The organism is Telluribacter sp. (assembly GCF_035998675.1).
GTDB lineage: Bacteria > Bacteroidota > Bacteroidia > Cytophagales > Spirosomataceae > Telluribacter.
On the sequence record NZ_DASYHI010000013.1, the window covers coordinates 83,492 to 109,248 of the forward strand.

General features: G+C 51.9%; 11 protein-coding genes. 1 reads left to right on the forward strand and 10 read right to left on the reverse strand.

The window, feature by feature from the left end; all coding sequences use genetic code 11:
- Positions 1-45: 45 nt before the first annotated feature.
- The 5 genes from VGN67_RS05385 to VGN67_RS05405 all read right to left on the reverse strand — a co-directional run bounded on the left by VGN67_RS05385 (position 46) and on the right by VGN67_RS05405 (position 10,867).
- Positions 46-2,472, reverse strand: a complete 2,427-nt coding sequence (locus VGN67_RS05385; RefSeq protein WP_327485754.1) for an ABC transporter permease — start codon at positions 2,470-2,472, stop codon at positions 46-48.
- Positions 2,473-2,811: 339 nt separating this feature from the next.
- The gene (locus tag VGN67_RS05390; protein WP_327485755.1) at positions 2,812-5,238 is read right to left on the reverse strand and encodes an ABC transporter permease; all 2,427 of its coding nucleotides are present in this window, start codon (positions 5,236-5,238) and stop codon (positions 2,812-2,814) included.
- A gap of 98 nt (positions 5,239-5,336) precedes the next feature.
- Complete coding sequence (locus VGN67_RS05395; RefSeq protein ID WP_327485756.1) at positions 5,337-5,939, reverse strand: hypothetical protein; 603 nt, start codon at positions 5,937-5,939, stop codon at positions 5,337-5,339.
- A 17-nt stretch (positions 5,940-5,956) separates the two neighbouring features.
- Positions 5,957-8,371, reverse strand: coding sequence for an ABC transporter permease (locus tag VGN67_RS05400; RefSeq protein ID WP_327485757.1), 2,415 nt, complete (start codon positions 8,369-8,371; stop codon positions 5,957-5,959).
- Positions 8,372-8,491: 120 nt separating this feature from the next.
- The gene (locus tag VGN67_RS05405) at positions 8,492-10,867 is read right to left on the reverse strand and encodes an ABC transporter permease (protein WP_327485758.1); all 2,376 of its coding nucleotides are present in this window, start codon (positions 10,865-10,867) and stop codon (positions 8,492-8,494) included.
- Between the two features lie 361 nt (positions 10,868-11,228).
- On the opposite strand from VGN67_RS05405, the gene VGN67_RS05410 reads away from it, so the two are divergent.
- Positions 11,229-12,878 (forward strand): hypothetical protein, encoded by a 1,650-nt coding sequence (locus VGN67_RS05410; protein WP_327485759.1) that lies wholly within the window; start codon positions 11,229-11,231, stop codon positions 12,876-12,878.
- Between the two features lie 17 nt (positions 12,879-12,895).
- On the opposite strand, the gene VGN67_RS05415 is transcribed toward VGN67_RS05410, so the two are convergent.
- The 5 genes from VGN67_RS05415 to VGN67_RS05435 form a co-directional block, all read right to left on the reverse strand.
- The gene (locus VGN67_RS05415; RefSeq protein ID WP_327485760.1) at positions 12,896-15,328 is read right to left on the reverse strand and encodes an ABC transporter permease; all 2,433 of its coding nucleotides are present in this window, start codon (positions 15,326-15,328) and stop codon (positions 12,896-12,898) included.
- Positions 15,329-15,545: 217 nt separating this feature from the next.
- Positions 15,546-17,900, reverse strand: coding sequence for an ABC transporter permease (locus VGN67_RS05420; RefSeq protein WP_327485761.1), 2,355 nt, complete (start codon positions 17,898-17,900; stop codon positions 15,546-15,548).
- Between the two features lie 208 nt (positions 17,901-18,108).
- Positions 18,109-20,538, reverse strand: coding sequence for an ABC transporter permease (locus VGN67_RS05425; protein ID WP_327485762.1), 2,430 nt, complete (start codon positions 20,536-20,538; stop codon positions 18,109-18,111).
- Positions 20,539-20,794: 256 nt separating this feature from the next.
- Positions 20,795-23,212 (reverse strand): ABC transporter permease, encoded by a 2,418-nt coding sequence (locus VGN67_RS05430; RefSeq protein WP_327485763.1) that lies wholly within the window; start codon positions 23,210-23,212, stop codon positions 20,795-20,797.
- A 60-nt stretch (positions 23,213-23,272) separates the two neighbouring features.
- A complete protein-coding gene (locus VGN67_RS05435; protein WP_327485764.1) occupies positions 23,273-25,642 on the reverse strand; it encodes an ABC transporter permease in 2,370 nt (789 codons plus the stop codon).
- Positions 25,643-25,757: the final 115 nt, after the last annotated feature.

A 25,757-nucleotide genomic window follows, 5' to 3' on the forward strand; every position in this document is an offset into this window, starting at 1 on the left:
ATTTAACTTCACTTTCCTCCCTTTCTCCTTTCATTCTTTCCTGCATCACTCCGAGCGCAGCGACCTGACCGGGTTCATTAAGGCGGCTTTGATACTCTGAAAGCTCACGGTTAGTACGGCGATGGCGATGGCCAGCAGGGCCGCCAGGGCAAATACCCACCATTCAATCGCTACCCGGTTGGCAAAGTTCTGTAGCCACTGCTCCATCGCGTACCACGCTATGGGCGAAGCAATTAGGATAGCCACCACGACCAGCTTCAGAAAATCTTTGGAAAGTAACGCCACAATACCACCCACACTGGCTCCCAATACTTTACGGACTCCAATCTCGCGGGTACGTTGCTCTACCGTAAAGGTTACCAATCCGAAAAGCCCCATACAACCAATCAGAATAGCCCACAGGGACGCTGTGGTAAACAGGTTCCCGAATTGCTGCTCGGAAGTATACTGCTTGTTGAAATTGTCGTCTACAAAAAAGAACTCGAAAGGATTACCCGGAAAAGTAGTTTTATACAGCCGCTCCACGGCCGCTATTTTGTCGGGTACTTCACCCGCGGTGAGCCGGAGGGTATAAAAGGCGTTGTTTTGCTGCGGATAAAAGATAATGGGGTCAATGGCCCGTTGCACGCCCGTGTGGTGGTAGTCCTGCACTACCCCGATAATTTCAAGCTGCCGCTCGTCCCACATGATGCGCGTACGAACCGCCTCTTCGGGTGTTGCAAAGCCCAGCTGCCCGATGGCGCGCTCGTTCATAAGTACCTTGCTGTTCTCATTCCAGGGTACTTTACATTCTTCGGGCGTAAAGTTACGACCGGCCTTCAGCGTCATACCGTAGGTAGCCAGGTAGCGGTCGTCCACAATGGCGAAGGAGTAGGCTTTGAACTCGTCGCCCGGTCTAAAGTCAGGTCTGGTAAATCCATTGGTAATAAAATTAAACCAGCCGCTGGGTACGCTGCCCGATACACAGTAGTCGCTGATAAAGCTCTGCTGGGTTATTTCATTGATAAAACCCGTTTGCCGGTTGCCGTAGGTACTGTCCTTGCCTACGTCCGGGCCCTTCACTACCAGGAGCTGAGCGGTGTCTATGCCCAGATTCTTATTTTTCATGTAGCGTAGCTGGCTGTAAATCACAATGGTGGCCAGTATCATTACAATAGAAATGGTGAATTGCACTACCACCAATGACTTACGCAGAAGTACCCCGTTCGCTGAGGTAGTCAGCTTCCCTTTCAGCGTTTCGACTGGACTGTAACCCGACAAACGGAACGCGGTAAAGGCGCCGGCCGCCAAAGAACCCAGTACCAGTACCGCCAGGCCGGTAGCCCAGGCCGACGTATAGCCCAGCATGGCCAGGGAAAGTTCCTGGCCAATCAGCTCATTAAAAAGGGGCTGGAGCAGCTGAATCAAGACTAATGCCGCTCCCAGAGCCAATACCGTAATCAGAATTGATTCGCCCAGAAACTGACTGATGAGCATCTGCCGGGTGGCCCCTATTACCTTCCTGACACCTACTTCCCCGGCCCGCTTAAGCGCGTGCGCCGTGGAGAGATTGATGTAGTTGAACCAGGCAATCAGAATAATCAGGACGGCAATTATCCCCAGCATGTACACGTACTTCAGATTGCCGGTGGTATGGTAGGTATCCGAGAGCGACTCGGCCAGATGCGTATAGGCGAATGGTTGCAGCACAAATCGGGCACCATCGTTTTCCTTACTCAGTTCGTTACGAAATTTGGTGATTCTTTTTGCAAATGATTGGGGATTAACGCCCTCATTCAGCAAAAAGAAAGTGTTGATATACTGCGAATCATTATCCAGCGCCTCCCAGTCGTCTCCCTGCGCGTAGCCTTTGCTTTTCAGCGTGGCCAGCGAAAACACCATGTCGTAGCGGATGTCCGAGTTCAGCGGGATGTCTTTATAAATACCTTCTACCGTAAAAGCAGCCGACCCAAACTGATTGGATAACATCAGGGCTTCTCCCAGGGGATTCTGGTTACCGAAGTACTTTCGGGCGGCCGATTCGGACATAAACACCACATGCGGCCTGGCCAGCGCTTTAGCCTGACCGGCCAGAAGAGGAAAGCTAAAAAATCCGAAAAAATTCTCCTCCACAAAGCCAATGTTCTTCTCCCGGAAGGGTTCCTCATTGCTGTGGGCGGTTTTTACTACGCCCTGCGATACCCCAAACTCAAAGCGGCAGTAGTCCCGGACTTCCGGAAAACGCTCCTTGATGCGGGGTGCCCAGCCCGGCTCAATCTCCGGCCAGGTTTGCCCTTTTACGTCCTCATTCAGCAGCCGCACCATGTGGGGCAACTCTTTGTGAAACTGGTCGAAGCTCCGCTCGAAGCTGACGTATTCAAGAATCAAAAGAAAAGCTGTAATGCCCAGAGCCAGCCCTGACACATTTATAAAGCTATATACCTTGTTGCGAACGAGGTTCCGCCAGGCGATTTTGAAGTAGTTTTGGAACATGACAGTATCCGGGATAGTAGTCTGTGGAGAATATAGTTTTACTCTCTATTCTTTCCATATGATAACAAGGTCGTGCCAGCAACTAAAAGCAACTGATTAACAATATGTTATACCTATGTAACCAAACAAAACTGTTCGAAAACGGACAGTTTTGTTCAAGTGCGAACGCTGGCGGATAGCCTCTGCTTTCTGGTTCTACTTATTCCATTTTGGTTTTATGTTCTGTCACATACTTCCCGACATAAGAGAAATAGACTTACCAACTATATACAGGTACCTCTCCCCTTCCTGCTTTTATTCTTTCCTCCCTTCCTCCGCGCGGTGACCACATTTTCTGGCTTACTCCGTTTTCAAGGACCTCACCGGGTCCATCAGGGCAGCTCTCAGGCTTTGCAGACTTACCGTCACGAAGGCCACCAGTACGGCCAGTACCCCCGCCAGCATAAACACCCACCACTGCACGTCAATGCGGTAGGCAAAGTCCTGTAGCCATTTTTCCAGGGCGTACCAGGCCGGCGGCGAGGCAATGACAATACCGATAAGTACCAGTAGCAGAAAGTCCTTCGAAAGCAGCCCCACAATACCCGATACCGAGGCACCCAGTACCTTCCGGATACCGATTTCCTTGGTGCGGCGCGCCACGGCCAGCGTAGCCAGACCGAACAGCCCCAGGCAGGCAATCAGGATAGAAATCAGAGAAGCCACCGTTACGATGCGGCTCAGGCGCGCTTCCGCCTCGTACTGCCGCTGCAGATTATCGTCCAGGAAAGTAAAGTTAAAGGGCTCACCCGGCGCCACCTCTTTCCACGTCTGCTCAAGCCGGGCTACCTGCTCCGAGAGTTGTCCCGGCGCCAGCCGCACCGACAGGTCCAGCGCGGTGGAAGAGCCGAAATTAACATTTTCGGAGTACTTGAAGAGCGAGTCCGGCCGCATTGCCAGCACCAGGGGTTCTACCCGGGAGTGCAGCGAGGCGTAGTGAAAATCTTCGGTGACGCCAATGATGCGGTGGTCGTGGAAGCGGCCGGGTATCTTTTCGTTCAGCGGGTCCTTCAGGCCAAAGTACTTCACAAAAGCCTGGTTGACGATAATGCCCCCGTAGGTATCGGCGGTGTTGGCCGGGTCGAAGTTACGGCCCTGCACCAGCTTTATGCCGTAGGTAGGTACGAACTGCGGATCCACCGCGTTGAACTGAAACTCCCGGTACACCTTCTTGTTGTCGGTAAAGCCCAGCGTGCCCCAGCTACCCCGGGCTTCTTCGGCAAACGGAAAGGCCGAAGCGGCCACACTCCGTACATCTTTCTGACCGGCGAGCGCGTTCTGGTACCTCTCGGCCAGTTGTCGTCCCTCCGGACCTCCTACGCCCACGGGTATAATAACGGTTTGGTCGGACTGGTACCCCAGGGAAGTACCCTGCAGAAAGTCCAGTTGTTGATTAAGTACTATGGTACCTGCAATCAGGAAAATAGACAGGCTGAACTGCACCACCACCAACGCCCGGCGGAACAGGCTGACGTCGCCCTTCAGACTGATTTTGCCTTTCAGTACCTCCACCGGCCGGAACCCCGACAGTACCAGCGACGGGTAGCTTCCCGCCACCAGCCCTACCACCACCACCAGCCCCAGCAGAAACAGCGCCATGGTAGTATCAAAGCGGAAGGTAAGTACCTGATTGGCCAGTGTACTAAAGGTAGGTGTCAGCACAAAGGCCAGCACCACGCCCAGCGTTACCGCAAAAACCGTCATGAGCAAAGCCTCGCTCCAGAATTGGTACATGAGCTGTCCGCGCAGTGCACCCATGGCCTTGCGTACACCTACCTCCTGCGCCCGACTGATCGACCGCCCCAGCGACAGGGTCATGAAATTGATACAGGCAATCAGCAGGATAAATAAAGCGATAATACCCAAAATGTACGAGTAAGCCGGATTACTGGTGGGTTCGATCCCGTCCGTTAGCTCGGTATTGAGGTGAATATCTTCAATAGGCTGTAGGTTAATGATGTAGTTATCGTCCTTATAATTGTCGCCTATCGCCGTCTTCAGCAGAGCCGGAAACTTTGCCTTCAGCTTCTCCGCATCCGCTCCCTCGCGCAGCAACACGTAGGTTTCGGGATCAATCATAAACCAGCTTTTCAGCATACGGTCCGAGCGGTACGGTAGTACATTTTCCATCGGAATGACTATCCCAAAACGAATGCTCGAATGGGTAGGTACATCTTTGGCAACGGCCGTAACGGTATAGGCTTCCATGGCGCTGTCGAGCTGCATGAAAAGCTGCTTACCAATGGGATTTTCGTCACCGAAGTACTTCTTTGCTGTTTCCTCGGTCAATACCACCGAGTACAGGTCCTGCACCGGATTGCCGCCCGTGGAGCTGACCAATTCAAAGTCGAACATCCGGAAGAAGTCTTTGTCTACCTCATGCACCCGCTCGCTCAGTACCTCGCTGCCCTTCTTCACATTGAGGGTACTTGTCCTCACGCGGGTCATGGCTTCTACTTCCGGATAGGTTTCTTTCAGCGTCGGCCCCAGTACATAGGGAGTGACGGTATTGGTAAATATTTCTCCTTTATATACCTCCCTCGTCCAGGAGCGGTACAGGCGGTCGGTTTTGGAATGAAAGCGGTCAAAGCTCCACTCGTGCCGCACGTACATCCCCAGTAGCAAACAGCAGGTAATAGCCAGTGTCAGCCCACCCAGGTTAATGAATGAGTATACTTTATGCTTCGCAAAGTTGCGCAGCGCTATTTTTAAGTAGTTTCTGAACATGGCTGGATTAGGTAATTAGCTATTAGCCATTAGTTTTTAGTTTTTTGATTGGAGATGACATAGGGTACATCTCTAAGCTTTTCCCTCTCAAAGAGGCTCTACATACTTTTCTGGGTCAGGCCAAGGCTCTTTTCGGTTTCCTCGAGGAGCTTTTTGATTTCCCGTTCGGAACGACCTTCGGTGTTGATGGTGCGCTCGAAGATGTGCTCTTCGCCGTCCTCGAAGTACTCATAGCGTACCTTTATGCGCTTTGCCTCGGTATCTTCCTCAATGGATTTCTGGAACGGTACCTGTTTCTCCATGGCCGGAGCAGCAGAAGCGGTAGCTTCACCCGCCGCGGTTGTCCAGGTCGTTGGTGCGTCTTTATGAGCTACGGTACTCTTTGCTTCCGCGCAATCCGCCGATAGAGCGGATTTGGGAGTTTTGGCGGAGCGGGGCGTATTCACCATACTACGTTCTTCCTGCGCCTTCCGGCCCTTCACCGACTCAAGCGTACGCGACACCAGTTCTTCTTTTTCTTCCTTGCTCATGCCGCTTACGTTGAAGGTATTGGCGTAGTGCACCGACCGCCCTTTTTCCTCAATATCCACTTTTATCTTAAGTCGCTTGCCGTCGTCGTGTACCTCTTCGTGAAAAGAGTACTGCTGCGCTACGGCGGTGAGGCTTATCGCCATCAGGAAGAGTGTTGCTACTGTTTTCATAGTATTAGGTTGATTGGTTATTCGGATCGTAATGATTTAACAGGATTCATTAAGGCCGCTTTGACGGCCTGGAAGCTGATGGTAAACAGGGCAATGAGTATGGCCACGATACCGGCCAGGGCGAATACCCACCACTGGATATCGGTACGGTAGGCAAAGTCTTCCAGCCATTTATCCATGGCGTACCAGGCGATGGGGCTGGCAATGACAATGGCGATGAGTACCAGTTTCAGGAAGTCCTTCGAGAGCAGGGTCACCACGTTCCCCACCGAAGCGCCCAGTACCTTGCGGACGCCAATCTCCTTGGTACGCTGCTCGGCCATGAACATGGACAAGCCCAGCAGCCCCAGGCAGGAGATAAATATGGCAATACCGGCAAAGACGCCGAAGAGTACCTGCTGGGTCTGTTCCCGGGCGTAGAGGCGGCCGAAGCGCTGGTCCAGAAACTCGTAGCTGTACGGCCGGTCGGGGAAGTGCTTCTTCCAGGTAGCCTCGATATGGCTCAGCGCCTGCTGCACATTTCCACCGGAAATATGCACGGATGTCCAGTTGAGCCGTTGGGGTTCCAGAAACAGGGCAATGGGTGCTACCGTTTGGTGCAGCGACTCGAAGTGGTAGTCTTTGGTCACGCCAATAATTTGTCCCCTATCACGGCCGTAGCCGAAGCCTTTCCCGACGGCCTCGTTGGGGTCCTTCCAGCCCAGCATTTTCACAGCTGTTTCATTCAGGATAAAACCGGCGGAGTCGTCGGTGGTGAATTGACGGGAGAAGTTACGCCCGGCGGCCATTTGGATCTGGTAAGCCGGAATAAAATCATGGTCTACCGTCAGGGCCTTTATACCTATATCCGCTGGAGCCATGGAGTCGCCCTTCGTAACGTACGCATCCCAGGAGTCAAGCAATCGGCCCGAGGGTATGCGCGACGAGCGGCCTACTTCTATGACTCCGCTGCTTTGCATTAGCTCCTGCCTGATGGTTTCGTAATTGGTACTGGTATCATTTCCCATGCGCAGCAGCACCATCTGATCTTTTGAGTACCCCAGCTTGTAGTCCTGGATGTACCGCATCTGATTGTACACCACCGCCGTACTGATAATGAGCGCCACGGCAATGGCAAACTGCGCTACAACCAGCGTCTGCCGGAGTTTTCCGTTTCGCATGGCCGAGGCTACCTTACCTTTCAGGACACTGGTGGGCTGGAAGGAAGTCAGGAAGAAGGCGGGGTAACTACCCGCGGCCAGGCCGGTCAGGAGGGTAATGGCCAGAATAATAGCCAGGAATACCGGGTCCAGCAGTACCCCGAAGGATAGCTGCTTCTGTGTAAACTCATTCAGTATGGGCAGAAACAGTACCACCAGTCCCAGCGCCAGGATGACCGACACCGTCACCAGCAGCAGCGATTCGCTCAGGAACTGGCTCATGAGCTGGTTGCGCACGGCCCCTACTACCTTGCGCATCCCTACTTCCTTGGCGCGGGAAGAAGAACGGGCCGTGGCCAGATTCATGTAGTTGATGCAGGCAATGAGCAGGATAAACAGCGCAATGGCTGAAAACAGGTACACGTACTTAATATCGCCGTTGGCTTCTATCTCGGAGTCGAGCTGTGAGTGCAGGTGAATATCCGTGAGCTTCATCAGGTTCAGGACAGAGTAGGAAGAAGCTTTGCCCCCATTGTCCTGTGGTAAGTGCCGGTCCTGAAACGCCGGGAAGGCTGCTTCCAGCTTCTGAGGGTCGGTACCTTTGGCTAGCAGCAGGAAAGTTGAGAAAGAATTATTGCCCCAGTTGGTACGCAGCCTTTCGGCACCATAGACACGCTCGTCGTTCAGGGTCGAAAACGACAGCAGAAATTCGGGGTGAAAGTGCGACTGGGCGGGGAATGGTTCAAACACGCCCGTAACGGTAAAGTCAAACTGGTTGTCCAGCCGGATGGTCTTGCCCACGGGGTTTTCCTTGCCAAAGTACTTCTCCGCCATGGGCCGGGAGAACATGATGGAGAAAGGATTTTCCAGCGCCTTATCCGGATTACCACTTAGTACATTAAAGCTAAATACCTTGAAGACATTCGCCTCCGCCATGAAGGCATTCTCTTCGTTGAATACTTTGTCCCCGTGCCGAACCAGCCAGCTCGTTTCCAGCAGCCTGACTACCTCCTCCACCTCGGGGAAGTCCTGCTTCACTAGCGGCCCAAAGGGCGGCGCGGCGTGTCCCAGCCGCAGCGACTCGGTACCATCCTTGGACAGGAACGTCCGCGACAGGCGGTAGATTTGGTCGGCGTTGGCATGGTGGCGGTCGTAGCTCAGCTCATCCTTGACGTATAGGGCCAGGAGCAGAAAACAGGCCAGGCCAATGGCTACGCCTATGATGTTGATAAAGCTGAACGCTTTGTGCTTTACCAGGTTTCTGAGGGCGATTTTGAAGTAGTTCTTTATCATGGCTTTGTTAGGTTGTTAGCTATCAGGAATTAGCTATTAGCTTTATATAATTTTCAGAAATATAGAAAGCTAACTTTTTGTATATAAGTCAATTATACATTATTAATTCTTAATTATACATTACTCGCTCCGTAAGCTTTCGGTTGGATTGGACAGGGCGGCCCGGTAGGTTTTAAACCCAATGGTCGCACTACCTAATACCAGCAGTACCCCTACGCACAACCCCAGGGTTTCGAAACCAATAGAGACGTGGTAGGCAAAATTGATCAGGAAGGCGTAGCCCGCCAGGTATCCCAGCGGCAGGGCTATCAGAGCCGCAATGCCCAGCAGTTTCACAAAGTCACGGGAGAGTAGCCATACTAGCTGAATGACCTCCGCGCCCATTACTTTCCGTACGCCTACTTCCTTGGTGCGGGTCTGGGTGTTGTAGGTGACCATGCCCAGCAACCCCAGGCAGGCAATGGAAAAGGCGAGCCCAATCAGCAGGAGCATAAAATTGGTGTCTGCCGTATGCGAGTGCCGCTGGTACAGGAAGTCGTCGTACCACTGTCCTTCGAAGGGCGCGTAGGGTGCCAGCCGCTTCCATATCTGCTGTACATCGGCCAGTACTGCGGCTTCGGTTCCGGGTGTTACCCGTATAGTGAGGTAGCGGTATTGGCTGGGTTGATTGAGCAGAACCAGTGGCTTGATATCCCATTTAAAAGTGGTAAACCGGAAGTCTTTGACTACCCCGGCTACCTGTACTTCGGTGCTGTCGTTCAGGCGGAGCTGCTGGCCCACGGCTTCGGCCGCCGTACCCAGGTGGAAGGCCTTGACGGCTTGTTCGTTAATTAGTATAAAGTGGGAAACCGAATCCTGACCGGAAAGAGTTGAAGTACCCGATGGAAGGCCCTGACCGGCTATAATGTCCAGGTCGAAAGTAGAAGCAAACTGCGGATCCACCGAAAACAGGAACGTGGCAGCCGAGTCACTGCCAATCCGGACCAGGCCGTAGCCCCCTCCATTATGGCCAAAAAGATCCGAAGTGGCCGCTACCTGCTCTACTCCCGCCAGCCCATCCAGCTCATTGATCAGGCGGTGGGCAGGTACTTCGTTCAGGGGAATATTCAGGATGCCTTCCCGGCGGAAGCCGTAGTCAGCCGTAGCCATGTAGTTCATTTGCCGCACCATGGACAACAGGCCAATCATAGCAATGAGTGAAATGGCAAACTGTACTACAATTAATGATTTACGCAACGAGATGCCCCGGATTACCCGTAGCCCGGTCTGACTTCGGAGTACCTGGGCGGGCTCAAACGCGGACAGTACCCGCGCCGGAATCAGCCCCGCCAGCAGACCGGCTATGATACTGAACAAGACAAATACGGCCCATAAAGTCCAGTCCCACTCGACGCCTCCCACCAGCCATTGCTGCACAAAAGCCATGGGTTTGACCAGTTCCAGCATAACGATAGCCAGCCCCAGGGCCAGCAGCGACAGCACTACCGACTCGGCCATAAACTGACCTACTACCTGCCAGCGTACCGCACCGGATACTTTACGAATACCTACTTCACGGGCCCGGCTCAGCGAGCGGGCCAGGGTAAGGTTAATGTAGTTGAATGCGGCCAGCAGCAGGGTAATCAGGCCTACGCTCATTTCAACCAGCAATCCTCCGATTTGAGGTTCGTAGGTACCATGTACCAGGTCTTCGTAGGAAGGAGAAAAATCAGCCAGTCGCTGAGCCCGGAAACTATACCCCTTCTCCGCTGAAAAAGCCAGCCCCTTGGTCACGCGGCTTTGTACGATAGGTAGTACCTTATTCAGCGTTTCGGCCGTAGTACCCGGTTTTAGCAGTACGTAGGTATAGCCGGTTTGGTACTGCCGCCAGTCTTCAAAAGCAGCCCGGTGTTCTGCCTTGTAAGGCGTCTGTAGCGACAGCAGCATATCGAACCGCAGATGCGAGCGGGCGGACTGCTCGGCTAATACCCCCGTGACGGTAAAGATACCGAGGTCTTTGTCCTCTACGGTTTTACCAATGGGGTTAGTAGTACCAAAGAACTTTTCGGCCGTTTCACGGGTGAGTACTACTGTGTTGGGTTCGGTAGCGGGCTGCCCCTGCGCCAGTTTGTACCCAAATATCTGAAAGAAAGCCGGGTCCACGGCGAAGCACAGCAGGGAAAGCTGCTTGTGATTACCCGAAAACTCCCCGTAGGTCTTCACAACCCGGGCCGCCTCTTCCACAAAGGTATATTCCAGCTCTAAAAGCGCCCCCAGCGGCATGGGCGAGGTGGCGTATTTGGTTACATCGTTATTCTTACCTACTACATCGGTTAGTATCCGGTACGTACGTTCCCGGTTCGTATGGAAATTATCGTGGTCAAAGGCTCCCTTTATATGCGCGATGGCCAACAGACATACCGTTAAGCCCGACGCCAGACCAAATACATTGATAAGCGAAAACAACCGGTGTTTCCACAGGTTCCGCCAGGCTATTTTGAAATAGTTGGTTATCATGCTCGTATATAGTTCGGGTCCGGAGTTCCCTGAGAAATCTGATACTAGCCCAGGCGTCCGTACGCGAAGTATTAAAAAGCTATGCCAAAATTATAACTATCTGGCTATTAGTTAATTAATTAAGTTTATTTATAAATAAATGTTCATTATCGGACAGTTTAAAGCCATTTGCGGACAGTCCTATAATGAGCTGCCGGTAGATACGCATTTTCAAAATGAATCGCTTTCTATTCAGACAAAGTACCCCCCTCCTTTGCCGTTGGATAAATTTCTACTTCTCTCCTTTTATTTGGACCTGATACTCAGTAGATTTACTGAGTATCAATTGCTTGCTTGATCCAGATTTTAAATCCTGTATCCCATGAGCTATAAACAACTACTCTGGTTAGGCCTGGTCTGGCTGATTGCCGGCCTGACCATAGCGTGTCAGCCCCAACAAAAAACGGGTGACAGCACGTCCATTGCCCAGATTATTTGCCGTACCGAGCCCATTGATCAGGCCTGGTACGCTTCCGGTAATAAAGCGCCTCTTTTTGATAGTTTAGGAGATCTGCATTTTTCCATCAGTACTCAAAATCCGGAAGTACAGCGCTACTTTGATCAGGGAATGATGCTGGCCGTTGGTTTCAATCATGCCGAGGCAGCACGTTCGTTTCATGAGGCAGCCCGGCTGGACTCAACCTGCGCCATGGCTCATTGGGGCTTTGCCTACGTGCTGGGCCCGAACTACAACGCCGGCATGGAGCCCGATAACTACCAACGAGCTTACGCTGCCGTACAACGGGCCCTAAAACATTCGTCAACCGCCACGGAAAAGGAGAAAGCCCTGATCATGGCACTGGCTAAACGCTACCCCGCTCAACCCATCGAAGACCGCACACCCTATGATGAAGCCTATTCCAAAGCATTGAGAGAAGTTTATACACGCTACCCGGACGACGTGACGATTGGAGCGCTCTTTGTCGAATCCATTATGGATATGCACCCCTGGGACCTGTGGGGCAAAGACGGCAGCCCCCAGCCCTGGACTCCTGAAATTGTCTCCACACTGGAAAAGATGATCGGGCAAAATCCCGACCACATCGCCCCGCACCACTTTTACATTCATGCTGTAGAGGCCTCTACCACCCCGGAACGGGGCCTGAAAAGTGCCTCGGTACTTGGTCGGCTAGCTCCGGGAGCCAGCCACCTGGTACACATGCCCTCGCATATATACATTCGTACGGGAGATTATCATGAAGGTACCCAAGCCAATCAGCAGGCCGTATTGGCCGATAGCTCGTACCTTACTTCCTGTCACGCACAGGGGGCATTTCCACTGGCCTACTTTCCTCATAATTACCATTTCATGGCAGCCACTGCCACCATGGAAGGCGATAGTCAGGCAGCTATGCTGGCAGCCCGTAAAGTAGCCGAATTTACCAATAAAAAACTCCTGGGCGAGCCCGGATGGGGTACGCTCCAGCACTACTATACGATCCCCTATCACGTAGCGCTCAAATTTTCATTGTGGGATGAAGTTCTTCGCATGGCCCAGGCCGATACGCTACGCCTGAAATACCCGGTTGCTATCCGCCATTATGCCCGTGGCCTGGCTCTACTGGAAAAAGGACAGACAGATCAGGCCAAAGCAGCACTGACACAGCTCGAAAAATTAACGGCTGACCCGGAAATAGCCTCCCTGACTATTTGGGATATTAATACAATGACCTCCATTCTGGATATTGCCCGTAGGGTACTAAAAGCCGAAATCATGGCCCGCGAGGGGCGCTATGATACCAGTATCAGCCTGCTTCGCGAGGCGGTAGCACTGGAAGACCAGTTGAATTACAACGAGCCACCCGATTGGTTCTTTTCGGTGCGTCATGCCCTGGGAAACGTTCTGCTGAAAGCCAACCGACAGGCCGAAGCCGAAGCAGTTTACAAGAAAGATCTGGAAATATTCCCCCGCAATGTGTGGGCATTGAAGGGCCTTCAGGCAGCCCGCAAAGATCGTATTACCAGGCGCTGACGGCAAGGCAGGTTTACTCACTCCGTTTTCAATGACTTCACCGGATTGACCAGGGCGGCCTTAACCGCCTGAAAACTGACCGTCAGGAACGCTACCGTCAGAGCCAGCAGGGCGGCTACCACAAACACCCACCACTCAATACCAACCTGGTACTTAAAGTCTTCCATCCAGGCCTGCATCAGGTACCAGGCTACGGGCGTGGCAATGACAATGGCGATGACAACCAGTTTCAGAAAATCATTGGATAGCAGCGTTACCAGGCTGGGAACCGACGCGCCCAGTACTTTGCGGACACCGATTTCTTTGGTACGTTGTTCGGCGGTAAAAGCGGCCAGTCCGAACAGGCCCAGGCAGGCTATGAATACCGTAAGTCCCGCAAAGGTGCGGTACAGCAGCCCCATCTGCGTTTCGGCCCGGTAGTAGTTTTGGATGCTCTCTTCGTAAAAAGTACCATTGAAGGGTACTTCAGGAAAAACTTTCTCATAGGTTGCTTTCACCTGGTCTACCGTCTGGGACAGGTTTTTGGACTGGATCTTGATCCCTCCCGCCCAGTAGAATTTCTCATCGGTAGTAATCAAGATAGGATCAATGTCTTCCTTGGCCGAACTGGTATGAAAATTCTTTACCACCCCCACAATGGGAGCCGGTTTCCAGTTACCTACCCGCATCTCTTTACCAATGACCGAGCCGGGATCTTTGATACCCAGTTTTTTGAGGAGCGTTTCGTTCACTACAAACTTTCTGAGGGTATCGCTGGCCGCGTAGGGCCCGCCCGCCAGGAACTGGAGACCGTAGGTAGCAAAGTAATCGCCGTCGGCCATTTTCATAGAAATACTAAAATCCTCATCCTCCGAAATCTTCGTGAAGGCAAAATTACTCTGCCATTTATTTCCCGAAGAGGGCTGATCGGACGAAAAGGACACCGAACTAACGCCCGGTATCTGTACTACTTCGTTACGTAACGACTGGTACCGCTGGCGGTACTCGGTATCCATGGTAAAATTGTACACGCCTTCCTTTACAAAGCCCAGGTCCAGTTTACTGAGGTACTCCATCTGCCGCAGGTTGATCACCGTACCAATGATGAGTACCAGGGCCGTGGCAAACTGGAAAACGATTAGACTCTGGCGCACCGATAGTCCGCCCATCCAGCTTTTGGAAATGTGTTTACGGAAAATATCGAGCGGCGAAAACGAGGAAAGGATCAGGGAGGGATACACGCCGGAAAGCAAGGTAATGACCAGCAGGAATCCCACTAAGGCCAGCCCGAGCTCGGGAGTGAAATACAGAGCCGGATTGGCCGGTACATTAAATATCTTTTCCAGTAGCGGCAAAGCCGAATACGCTGCCACGATACCCACGACCATCGAAAAAGCCACCACCAGAAAGGTCTCCGTCAGAAACTGTGCGACCAGCTGGCTTTTATGGCTTCCCAGTACTTTACGTACCCCTACTTCTTTGGCGCGTCTGGAGGCCAGCGCGGAGTAAATGTTGATGAAGTTGATGCAGGCCATCAGCAGCAGCAACGCCCCGACCGTGGCTATATTCCAGATGCGCTGCCGGGGTACTACCTTATTCTTATAATTGTCAAGCCGCTCGTCGTGGTGTACATCCGCCAATGGACTTAGGAGGTGGGTCTTGATATCATTATCCTTTCGCTTATCGTAGTGCTTACGCGAGAATTTTTCGAGCAGGGTATTCGCGGTGGCTACCGTGACCTTTTCGGGTAAGAGCACAAATATCTGATCGTTGCTGCTGGTGCTTCCCCAGCTATCAAACTGTCCAAACCCAAACAGTTCCGGCTTGGCCCGCTTGGATTCGTACGAGAGTACCAGGTTGAGCGGAAAGTCCGTCGTGGCGGGAGCATCTTCCAGTACGCCCGCTACGCGCATGGTGATAAGGTTGTTGATTTTCAGGTACTGTCCCACTGCTTTCTGATACTCTTTAAAGTACTTCCCGGCGTACTTCCGCGAAAGCACCACCACATTGGGCTGGGCAAGTACCTGGGGGCTACCCACCAGCCACTTGTAATCAAACATTTCAAAGAACTCCGGACCAACCAGCAGGCCCTCGTCGTCTTCGATGAATTTGGTGCTGACATCCGCGGAGTTGGGGTCACTGCCCAGCACGGTCACCTGCGGATCGAAGGTACCAAACACGGGTACCACTTTTTCAAATTGAGGTATATCCGTTTTCAGGGCAGCTATGGCCGGCAGTGGATTACCCGGTGAGAGGCTCTCCTGCCCACTCGCATACACCTGCTTTCTCACTACCCGATAAATCCGGTCGTAGTCGGTATGGAATTTGTCAAAGCTCAGCTCGTACCGAACCACCATGAACAGCAGCAGCGAGGCCGCCACGCCTACACTGAGTCCCAGTACATTGAGAATCGTAAATCCCCGGTGCCGGGACAGGTTTCTGAGGGCAATTTTGAAGTAGTTCCTGATCATGGGATTGTTAAGGCTGTATGCTTTTGGCTATAGGCTTTTTTATGTCTTTTGTAGAGACGCAAAATTTTGCGTCTCTACGGTAAGGTATCGCTCCTACGGAGCTTGGCGTCATTCTTCTTATTTATTGCTTTCTACTGAGGTTTCGCCCCTAATGGGGCTAATTCCTATGGCTTCTCTATCCCTTTATCATTATTAATTATACATTTTACGTTATTCATTATTCAGAGCGCAGCGACTTCACCGGATTCATTCGGGCGGCTTTGACAGCCTGAAAACTTACTGTTAGCAGGGCGACAAGTATGGCCAGCAGGCCGGAAAAGAAAAAGACCCAGCCGGGTATTTCGATGCGGTAGGTATAGTTCTGAAGCCAGCCCTGCAGAAAGTACCAGGCTATAGGCGAGGCAACGAGGGAGGCTATCCCGATCAGATATACATATTCTTTAGAAAGCATGATGACGATGCTTGACAGATCAGCGCCCAGTACTTTGCGTACCCCGATTTCCTTGGTCCGGCGCTCAGCCGTATAGGCCGCCAGCCCGAATAAACCGAGGCAGGAAATAAAAATGGTCAGCAGAGCAAAAGCATTGATAAGGTTTCCAATGCGCTCTTCGGTGGCGAATTTTTTGGCATATTCTTCGTCAACAAACTGGTAGGCAAACGGATAGGCCGGTGCCAGACCTTCAACTATCTTTTTGGTACCGGCCAAAGCCTCCTGCATTTTCACACCATCCCGGAAGCGTAGGTTAATGATGTTGCGGCTTTCTTTTTTCAAGAAAACTCCCGTTGGGCGAACATGGTCATAGGGTGAATCCATAAGTACATCTTCGATTACCCCGACTACGTGGTAGTTCTTCCCCCCGTACTCGATTTCTTCGCCTATGGGGTCCGTAAGATTCATTTCCTTTACCGCTGACTCATTCAGCAACACGGCCGAACTGTCGGTCGCGAACTCGCGGGAGAAGTCCCGTCCGGCTTTCAAACGGATACCGAAGGTCTTCAGGTAGTCATAGTCGGAGCTTACTGTTACAAGAGAAGTACTTTTGTCGTCGCCATAGCCCACCCCGTTCGTATTCCTGATTTCGGTCATAGGAGCCTGTGTAGCCGATACTGCACTTATGTAGCCGGAGTTCAGCAATTCATTTCTCAGTACCTCTTCGTTCTGTTTTAGTTCTTCTGTGAAGTCCGCCATGATAAGGTTGTTCCGATCGTACCCCACCGAGCGGTCTTTGGTGTAGTCCAGCTGCTTACTGATAACTACCACGCTAATGATGAGCAATATCGAAATTGTAAACTGCAACCCAACCAGTACCTTGCGGGGAATACTGGCATTTTTGCCCAATCGGACCGTACCTTTTAAAACCCTGACCGGCTGGAAAGACGACAGGTAAAAAGCCGGATAAAAGCCCGCCGCCATGCCGGTAATCAGGGTAATACCCAGTCCGATGAGCCAGTACACGGGACTGGTATAAGGAATCTGGATGCTCTTATCCGTAAGCTCATTAAACCACGGAAGAATTAAACTCACCAGCATAACCGCCAGTACAAAAGCGAAGAACGCCAGCCAGTTTGATTCGCCCAGAAAATGCAAAATCAACCGTCCACGCGATGAACCGATCGCTTTCCGGATACCCACTTCTTTGGCGCGTTTTTCAGACCTTGCCGTAGCCAGATTCATGAAATTGATGCAGGCAATGAGCAGTACAAACCCGGCTACCCACAAAAAGATACGGACATAGTCGATCAGACCTCCGGCTATTTTTCCATTCTCAAAGGTATTGCGCAAATGCCAGTCGGGCATGGCGTGCAGCATCAGGGTTTGTTTGACCGTTTCGTCGTGGGAAGTCAGGAAATGCTCAATTTTGGCCTCCGTTTGCGCTGCTGTTACGTTGGGTTGGAGCTGGATATAAGTTCTGACTACATTATTACCCCAAACGTTATCCAGCGTCAGAAACCAGGGGTCCATAACAGCTTTGAGGCTATATGGAAACAGACAATCAAACTGGAATGATGAATTAGCCGGTATCCCGGCCAGTACACCCGTTACTTTTACATCCACCTCGTTGTTGAACCGGATGATTTGCCCCACTGCGTTCTCTTTTCCGAACAGAGCTTCCGCCGTTTTTTGACTTAATACAACGGAACGAGGATCGGATAAAACCGAGCTGGTTGAGCCTTCGGTTAAGGCGAAGGTGAATATGTTCAGAAAGTCAGGGTCAGCAAAAATCACTTCCCGGTACACCATCTTCTCCCCCGCGGTCAGTAGTCGGGCATCGTCCCGATCTACCCGAGTGGCGTATTCAATATCAGGATAGGTTTGCTTTAAGGCGGTTGCCAGCGGATAAGGAGTGTTCTGACTTACAAAGATCTGCCCGTCCCGCTCCGAGTTCCGATTAACCTGATAGATAGATCTAAAATTTTCATGAAACTGGTCGTAAGTCAACTCATCATACGCCCACAGGGCCGCCAGAAAACTACAGGCCATACCCAGCGCTAACCCAACTATGTTCAGGGTTGTGTATCCTTTATTCTTCCAAAGGCTTCTAAAGGCTATTCTAAAATAGTATTTAAACATGGCTGTTTTCTTTTTAAAGGAGGAAAGAATGAAGGGAGAAAAGGCACTTTTGGAGGTAGCTGACACTATCAACATTATGTATTTTCCTCTTTTCTAACCTTCTATTATTTCCAATTATTTAATTTATCTCTTATCAGTGTTTCCGCACCAGGAGGGGACGGCAACGACTAACTGATTTTACTTTTCTGCTTTCATTCCTTTCATTCCATTACTCCGACTTTAACGACTTCACCGGATTCATAAGAGCTGCTTTGATACTCTGAAAACTGACGGTGAACAGCGCGATACCTACGGCCAGCATACCGGCTACTACGAATACCCACCACTGAATATCTACCTTGTAGGCAAAGTCACCCAGCCACTTGTCCATGGCGTACCAGGCAATAGGTGAGGCTATGACGATGGCGATAAGTACCAGTTTCAGGAAGTCACGCGAGAGCATGGTTACGATATCTCCTATAGAGGCACCAAGTACCTTACGCACTCCGATTTCCTTGGTACGGCGCTCGGCGGTAAAGGCCGCCAGGCCGAACAGACCCAGACAGCCTATAAGGATGGAGAGCAAGGCGAACGTGACGAAGATTTGTCCGACGCGATTTTCGGCGCGGTACTCACTGTCAAAATCATCGTTCATAAAGCGGTACTCAAACGGCTGCCCCGGAGCCATCCGCTTCCAGAGTTGCTCAACCCTAGCCATACTGGCCATTACATCGTCTGTTTTTAGTTTCAGAGCGATAATACCCGGACTACGGCCCAATACCATACTCACCGGCCCTATATTCTTCCGCAGGGACTCGTAGTGGAAGTTCTTTATTACGCCTACAATGGTATAGGCTACTCGATCTTCCGGATTGGGCCCGTTGAGGGTCATTACCTTTTTTCCGATGGGGTTGTCCGTAAAGCCCAGCAGCTTTACCGCCGACTCATTGACCAGCATCCCGAGTGAATCTGACGGAAAGTCCCGGCTAAAATCACGCCCCGCTACTATCTCAAGGTTCAGGGTCGTGACGTAGTCGTGGTCGACGGGCCAGTTCTGCATGGTCATGCCTTTGTCCTCCTGTTGCCCTTCCGGGTAGAAGGTGTTGTCGCTGCGGGAGGAGGGCGTAGGCATATTATACGAAATAGTGCTACTCTCTACCTGCGGCAGGTTAAGTACCTCCTGTTTGAAGGCCTCCGTCTGGGTCCCGAGGGCATAGGCGTTGTCAATCAGCAGGACCTGATCTTTATTGAATCCCAGTGCTTTGGTCTGGATGTAGTTGAGCTGCCGGAAAATAACGATGGTACCGATAATCAGCATCACCGATATCATGAACTGGAACACCACCAGCGTATTACGTAGCTGGCCGCCCCGGCCCTCTGCGGCCAGGGTACCTTTAAGTACTTTGATCGTCTTAAAACCAGACAGGAAGAAAGCCGGATAACTACCCGCCAGCATACCTACAGCAGTACCGGTCACTCCTAATATGACCCAGAAGGACAGGCTCATGGTAGGTACTTGCAGCTGCTTGCTGGCCAGCTGGTTAAACAGCGGCATAGCCAGGTAGGCAATAATCAGCGCCAGCCCCAGCGAAATAAAGCTCAGCAGCAGGGCCTCCGTCAGGAACTGCGCTACCAACGAAGAGCGCTCCGACCCCAGGGCCTTGCGTACCCCTACCTCCCGCGCCCGGTTAGACGAGCGGGCCGTAGCCAGATTCATGAAGTTGACACAGGCAATCAGCAGCAGGAACAGGGCTACTACCCCAAATATGTACACGTACTGTAAATTACTATTTACGCTCAACTCCGCCATTCGGTCGGAGTGCAGGTGAATGTCAGTAATGGATATAAGTGAATAGCGGATGTAGTTGCCGGACTTTTTCAAATCATCCAGCGTAGCCCCTAGGAAGCCCTTTACCCACGGACCAACATACTTCTCTAAAATAGTCTCAAAGTTCTTTTCAAACTGAGCCGCCTCTACCCCCTCCCGCAGTACCAGGTAGGTAACGAAGTTATGGCCGCCCCAGTTGTTCTGCCGGCTTTCGGCTCGCGAAGCCATCGACAGCAACATATTAAGCTCCGACAGGTGGGAATTGGCCGGTATATTGGCCATGACGCCTGTCACACGGTATGAATGCTCATTATCCAGTAGAAGTGTCTTTCCAAGGGGGCTTTCGCTGCCAAAGTACTTCTTTGCAGCCCGCTCCGAAATCACGAGTGTATTAGGTTCGGTCAGGGCCGTTTTAGGATCACCAGCCACCATGGGTATTGAGAATACGTCGAAGAAGGTAGAGTCCGCAAACGTTACTTTATCTTCCTTGATGTTTTCGGCTTTCTCAGCACGTCTGACCAGATAGCTTCCGTTCTCACGCAGGCGCGTAGCGGCCTCTACCTGCGGGTAGTCTTTCTGTAAGGTAAAAGCCATCGGATCGGAGGCTACGGCCAGCTTCATCTCCGGTCCGCCAAAGCGTATATCCGCATCCACGCGGTAAATGCGGTCGGCTTTGTCATAAAAACGGTCGTAGCTCAGCTCGTCCATGACGTACAGGGTAATGAGCAGGCAACTTGCCAACCCGAGCGACAGTCCGAAGATGTTCAGAAAAGAGTAGAACCGGTGCTTCCGCAGGTTCCGCCAGGCTATTTTGAGGTAGTTTTGGAGCATAGCTTTAAAAGGGAAAAGGATAAAAGGAGGAAAGTTGGGAATACAGATTAATTCCTTTCGGGACGTTTTTCATTTCCGACCTTTATTACCTATTATACCCTTCACAGCCTACCAACCCTATGCCAGCCAAGTATAGTATCTGACAATCAGACTATTATGACAGCGTACTTGAACAAAACTGTCCGAAATCGGACAGTTTTGTTCAAGTACGGACGCTGGGAGCAAAACCTGCTTAGCTTAGTACCTGGTCAGGCCGCTACTCCGACCGTAAACTCTTCACCGGATTCATAAGGGCAGCTTTGATACTCTGGAAGCTTACCGTCAGCAGGGCAATGCCTATGGCTGTGGCACCCGCCAGAACAAAGGTCCACCAGGGCACCCCAATGTGGTAGGCAAAGTCGAGTAGCCAGCGGTTCATGGCAAACCAGGCAATGGGTGAGGCTATGATGATGGCTACCAGTACAAGTTTCAGAAAATCCCGGGAAAGCAGTTCTACCAGGCTAGGAACGCTGGCTCCCAGTACCTTCCGGATGCCAATTTCCTTGGTACGTTGCTTGGCCATGAATGTTGTCAGCGCAAACAAACCCAGACAGGCAATAAAAATAGCCAGACAGGCGAAAAGCGTACACACGCGCCCAAATTGTTGCTCCGCTTTGTACTGCTCGTTGAAAAAAGAATCCAGGAAAAAATAATCAAAAGGATTGCCAGGGAAAAATTCCGCGTAGGTAGCCTTGACTTTCGCCAGCTGCTGGTCCAGCTGATCGTAAGAATTCAGTTGTAACGAAAAGTAGTTGGCATTATCGGGCAGGAGCCGTATCATCATAGGCGAGTGGCCTTTTTGCAAACCCTGCTGGTGGTAGTCCTTCACTACGCCCACCACCGTGAGGGTATCCCAAGTCCGGATTTTCTTACCCAGCGCCTCTTCCGGATTGTTGAAATTTAATAGTTTCGCGGCAGTTTCGTTCAGCAACACGCCCTTACGGTCTTCCCCAAACGACCGGGAAAAATTCCGGCCAGCCGCCATTTCAATTCCATAGGCTTCAACAAAATCATAATCGTAGGAAGTGAAATAGAAAATATTGCCGGGCGCGTCGGGCAGATCCAGCCGCCGGGCGCCGTTGGTCCACAAAATCTCGATACCCGGCACATAGGCCGAGCCGGTGGCTTTTTGCACCACGTTGGTGCGCACCAGTTCCTGCTTGAAGGCATTTGCCCGGGCTTCATAGGTAGAATCGCGAATCCCAGCTCCGCGTACAATCAGTTTTTGCGCTATCTGGAAGCCCAAATCCTGCTCCTGCATGTACTGCAGCTGCCGGTATACGGTAAGGGTTCCTATGATGAGAATGACCGACGCTGCAAACTGGAAAACGATCAGGCTTTGCCGTAACGATGCCCCACCCACCAAGCTTCTGAGACGGGATAACGGGCGAGTGGCCACGGTGCCGTTTCCTTTCAGCACCGCAATCGGCTGAAAACCCGACAAAAGAAAGGCCGGATACAATCCCGTCAGGAAAGTACCCAGCGAAAAAACGGCCACGGCTGGTAGCCACAGATCGTGCTGGAACCATTGCTGCAACGATAAGGGACGCCCCGTCAGTTGATTGAAATAAGGCGCACTGACCAGAACAATAACCACGGCCAGTACCGCCGCCAGCAGGTTAAGAAGAAACGATTCCAGCAAAAACTGACGGATCAGCTGTGGTCGCTCGGCTCCAACCACCTTCCGGACCCCTACTTCTTTGGCGCGATCCATCGACCGGGCTGTGGCCAGATTGATGTAGTTGATCCAGGCAATGACCAGGATGAACAGCGCAATAATGGATAGCACCGTTACGGCTTTTCCGTTTCCGTTAGCCTCTGCTTCCTGATTGAGTTGCGAGCTCAGGTGAATATCCCGGACGGGTTGCAGCAGAAGCTCATCGCGATTGCCGGGCGTTTTGAACCGATCGGGATTATACTGCCTGACCAGATTCAAGATCTTGGCCTGAAACTGATCCACCTTAGTACCCGGCCGGAGTTTGACGTAAGTGAAGAAGTCGTACCATCCCCAGCTGGTCTGGGCATCCGGCTCGGTACGGTACGAAAAAAGCAGGTCGAGTTCGAGGTGGGAGTTTTTAGGATAGTCTGCAAATATCCCTTTTACCAGGTACGGTTCCTGGCCCAGCTTAATGGTTTTGCCAAGGGGATCTTCTTTGCCAAAGTACCGGCTGGCCACGGTTTCTGACAACACCACCGTATTTTTTTCCGTAAGGGCGTTTTTAGGATCGCCACTCAGGAAATCTATTTTGAAAAAATCGAATACCGAATTGTCGGCAAAGTAAAAGTTGTCTTCCCGGAAGTTGATGTTATTATAGGTAATTACCTCGCTGTTGGCATCGTACAGCCGGGCTGTTTCCACTACTTCTGGAAAATCCTTTTTCAAGGTAGGGGCAATGGCCGGATAGGACGTCGCCGACCGAAACGCCAGTTTGCCGTTCTGGTAGCTGTCCAACTCAATGCGATAGATATTGTCGATATCAGGATGAAAGGCGTCGTAACTCCGCTCGAACGTAACATATTGCAAAATGAGCAGACAGGCAGCAATCCCAATGGCCAGTCCCAGCGTGTTGATTAAGAAGAAGGGCTTGTTACGAAGCAGGTTCCGTACCGCGATTTTAAGGTTGTTCCTGAGCATGATAGTAAAGGTTTTTAAGCGCAGACCACCCATTCAAACGCTGTCTGCATTAGGTTATAACTACTCGCTCCGCAGCGACCTCACCGGATTCATCAGCGCGGCTTTGATACTCTGGAAGCTGATGGTCAACAGGGCAATGCCCATAGCCAGCAGACCGGCTCCTGCCAGCATCCACCACTCTATGGCTATTTTATATTCATAGTTGGCCAGCCACTGGTTCATGAAGTACCAGGCGATGGGGCAGGCCAGGACAATGGCGACTAAAACCAGTTTCAGGAAATCGCGGGAGAGCAGTACCACCACGCTACCCAGGCTGGCCCCCAGTACCTTCCGGACGCCAATCTCCCGGGTACGTTGCTCGGCCATGAAGGCCGACAGTCCCAATAAGCCCAGGCAGGAAATAAAAATGGCCAGGAAGGCAAAGTAGTTAGCCAGACTACCCAGTACCGTTTCGGTACGGTACAGGTGCTGGTAGGCTTCATCGGCAAAACGGTAGGAAAACGGAAACTCCGGATTCAGCTGCCGGGTCAGGGCTTCCAGACTGGCCAGGGCTTCCTTCGTCTGGCCGGGTCCGGTGCGTACCAGTATGTTTTTACGGTCCGGGTCAGGGTCCAGCCGGGCAATCATCGGTTCGATTTGTTGGTGCAGTGAGCCGGTATGGTAGTCCTCAATGACACCCACGATGGTACCCGGCTTACCCCACATGGTCAGGGGCTTACCTAGGGGATCGTCGTAGCCAATGCGGCGGGCGGCGGTTTCATTAATCAGAAAATTAGTCGAATCCTGCCCGAATTCCTTTGAAAAGTCCCGGCCTGTTACCTTTACTTTCAGGGTTTTGGTAAAATCGTAGTCCACCGTCGAAAACATGAACTCTATGCTGGCGTTGGGGTCTTTGCCCGGCCACTGCACATTGCCCGTACTGCCGTAGCGTTCGGTGGGGGTACCATTCATGTAGGTTACACTCTGAATACCCGGCCTGGCGAGGAGCTCCTGCTTAAAAGTCTCGTACTTGCCGACCAGTTCGCCCTCGGCGGATAGGTAGATCAGGTTCTCCCGGTCGTAGCCCAGGTTTTTGGTCTGGATGTAGTCCATCTGGCGGTACACGACCAGCGTACCTACTATGAGCAACACCGACAACATAAACTGAACAACCACCAGCCCCTGTCGGAACTGCCGGGCCCCGGAGCCAAACCGTACGGTGCCTTTGAGTACCCGAAGCGGATGGAGCGACGACAGGAACAAGGCCGGATAGCTACCCGCTACCAGCCCCGTAAGGAGCGTTATGCCCAGCAGTAGCAGCCAAAAACGCGACTGCGTTACCTGTAGCAGAATTTGTTTCTCGGTCAGATTGTTAAAAGTGGGCAGCAGCAGCCACACCACCACCAGGGCCACTGTCAGCGCCAGAAAGGTCAACAGCAGGGCTTCACCGATAAACTGCCCTACCAGCAGGCTGCGCACCGCCCCTACTACCTTGCGTACACCGACCTCCCGCGCCCGCTTGACCGAACGGGCCGTGGCCAGATTCATAAAGTTGATGCAGGCAATCAGCAGGATAAATACGGCAACGATACTGAACAGCCGTACGTACTCGATACGGCCTCCGTCCTGAAATCCATGCTTAAAGTTAGAGTAGAGGTAGGCGTCCTGGTAGGGTTGCAGAAACAGTTGAATGTCGAAGGTACCTGCCTTGAGCTCAGGATTATATTTTTTCAAAAATGGTTTTAACCTGGCCTCCAGCTGGCTGACATCGGCTTCTGCATGGAGCTGAATCCGGGTCTGAGGCGCGTTGTTCCCCCAATCCTTCACCCATTCGTTCCGTTTGAGGAAGTCCTGCCAGTTGAGCAGGTAGTCGTAGGCTTCGGAGCTATTGGCCGGCATGTTTTCGAAAACAGCCGTCACCTGATAGTCGGCTTTGCTGTCGATGCGTATACTTTGGCCAATGGCCGCAGCCGGACTACCGTAGAAATGCTCGGCCATTTTGCGGGAGATAGCAATCCCGTTAGGAGCCGTCAGCGCCGATCCGGCGGTCCCTTCCAGCAGCGGGAAGCTGTACATGCTGAACCAGTCAGCGCCCGCAAAGCGTCCTTTTTCCTTATTTACCTTGTTTTTTACGGCAAAGGTGTGCTGCTCCTCCCACGATAGTGCGGCGGCGTGCTTCACCTCCGGAAATTCCTTTTTCAGCTCGTCGGCCAGCAATCCCGGCGTACCAGTACCCGCTTCCACCCGTCCGTCATACATCTGCCGCTCCATGACATTGTACAGGTAGGGGCCGTTGGCGTGGTAGGCATCCACGTTCAGCTCATCCTGTATCCAGAGGAATATGAGCAGACTGCTCGCCATGCCCAGAGCCAGTCCCAGCACGTTAATAGTAGAGAATGTTTTATTGCGGACGATGTTTCGCCAGGCAATTTTGAAGTAATTCTGTATCATGGCTTTTTTGGTTAAAGGAGAATTGGAGGAAAGGTAAGAAGGGAGGAAAGGGTAATTCGAACAAAAAAACTTTTCTGCTTTCCTTGTTCCTTTAACCTACTACACACCGTTCGCT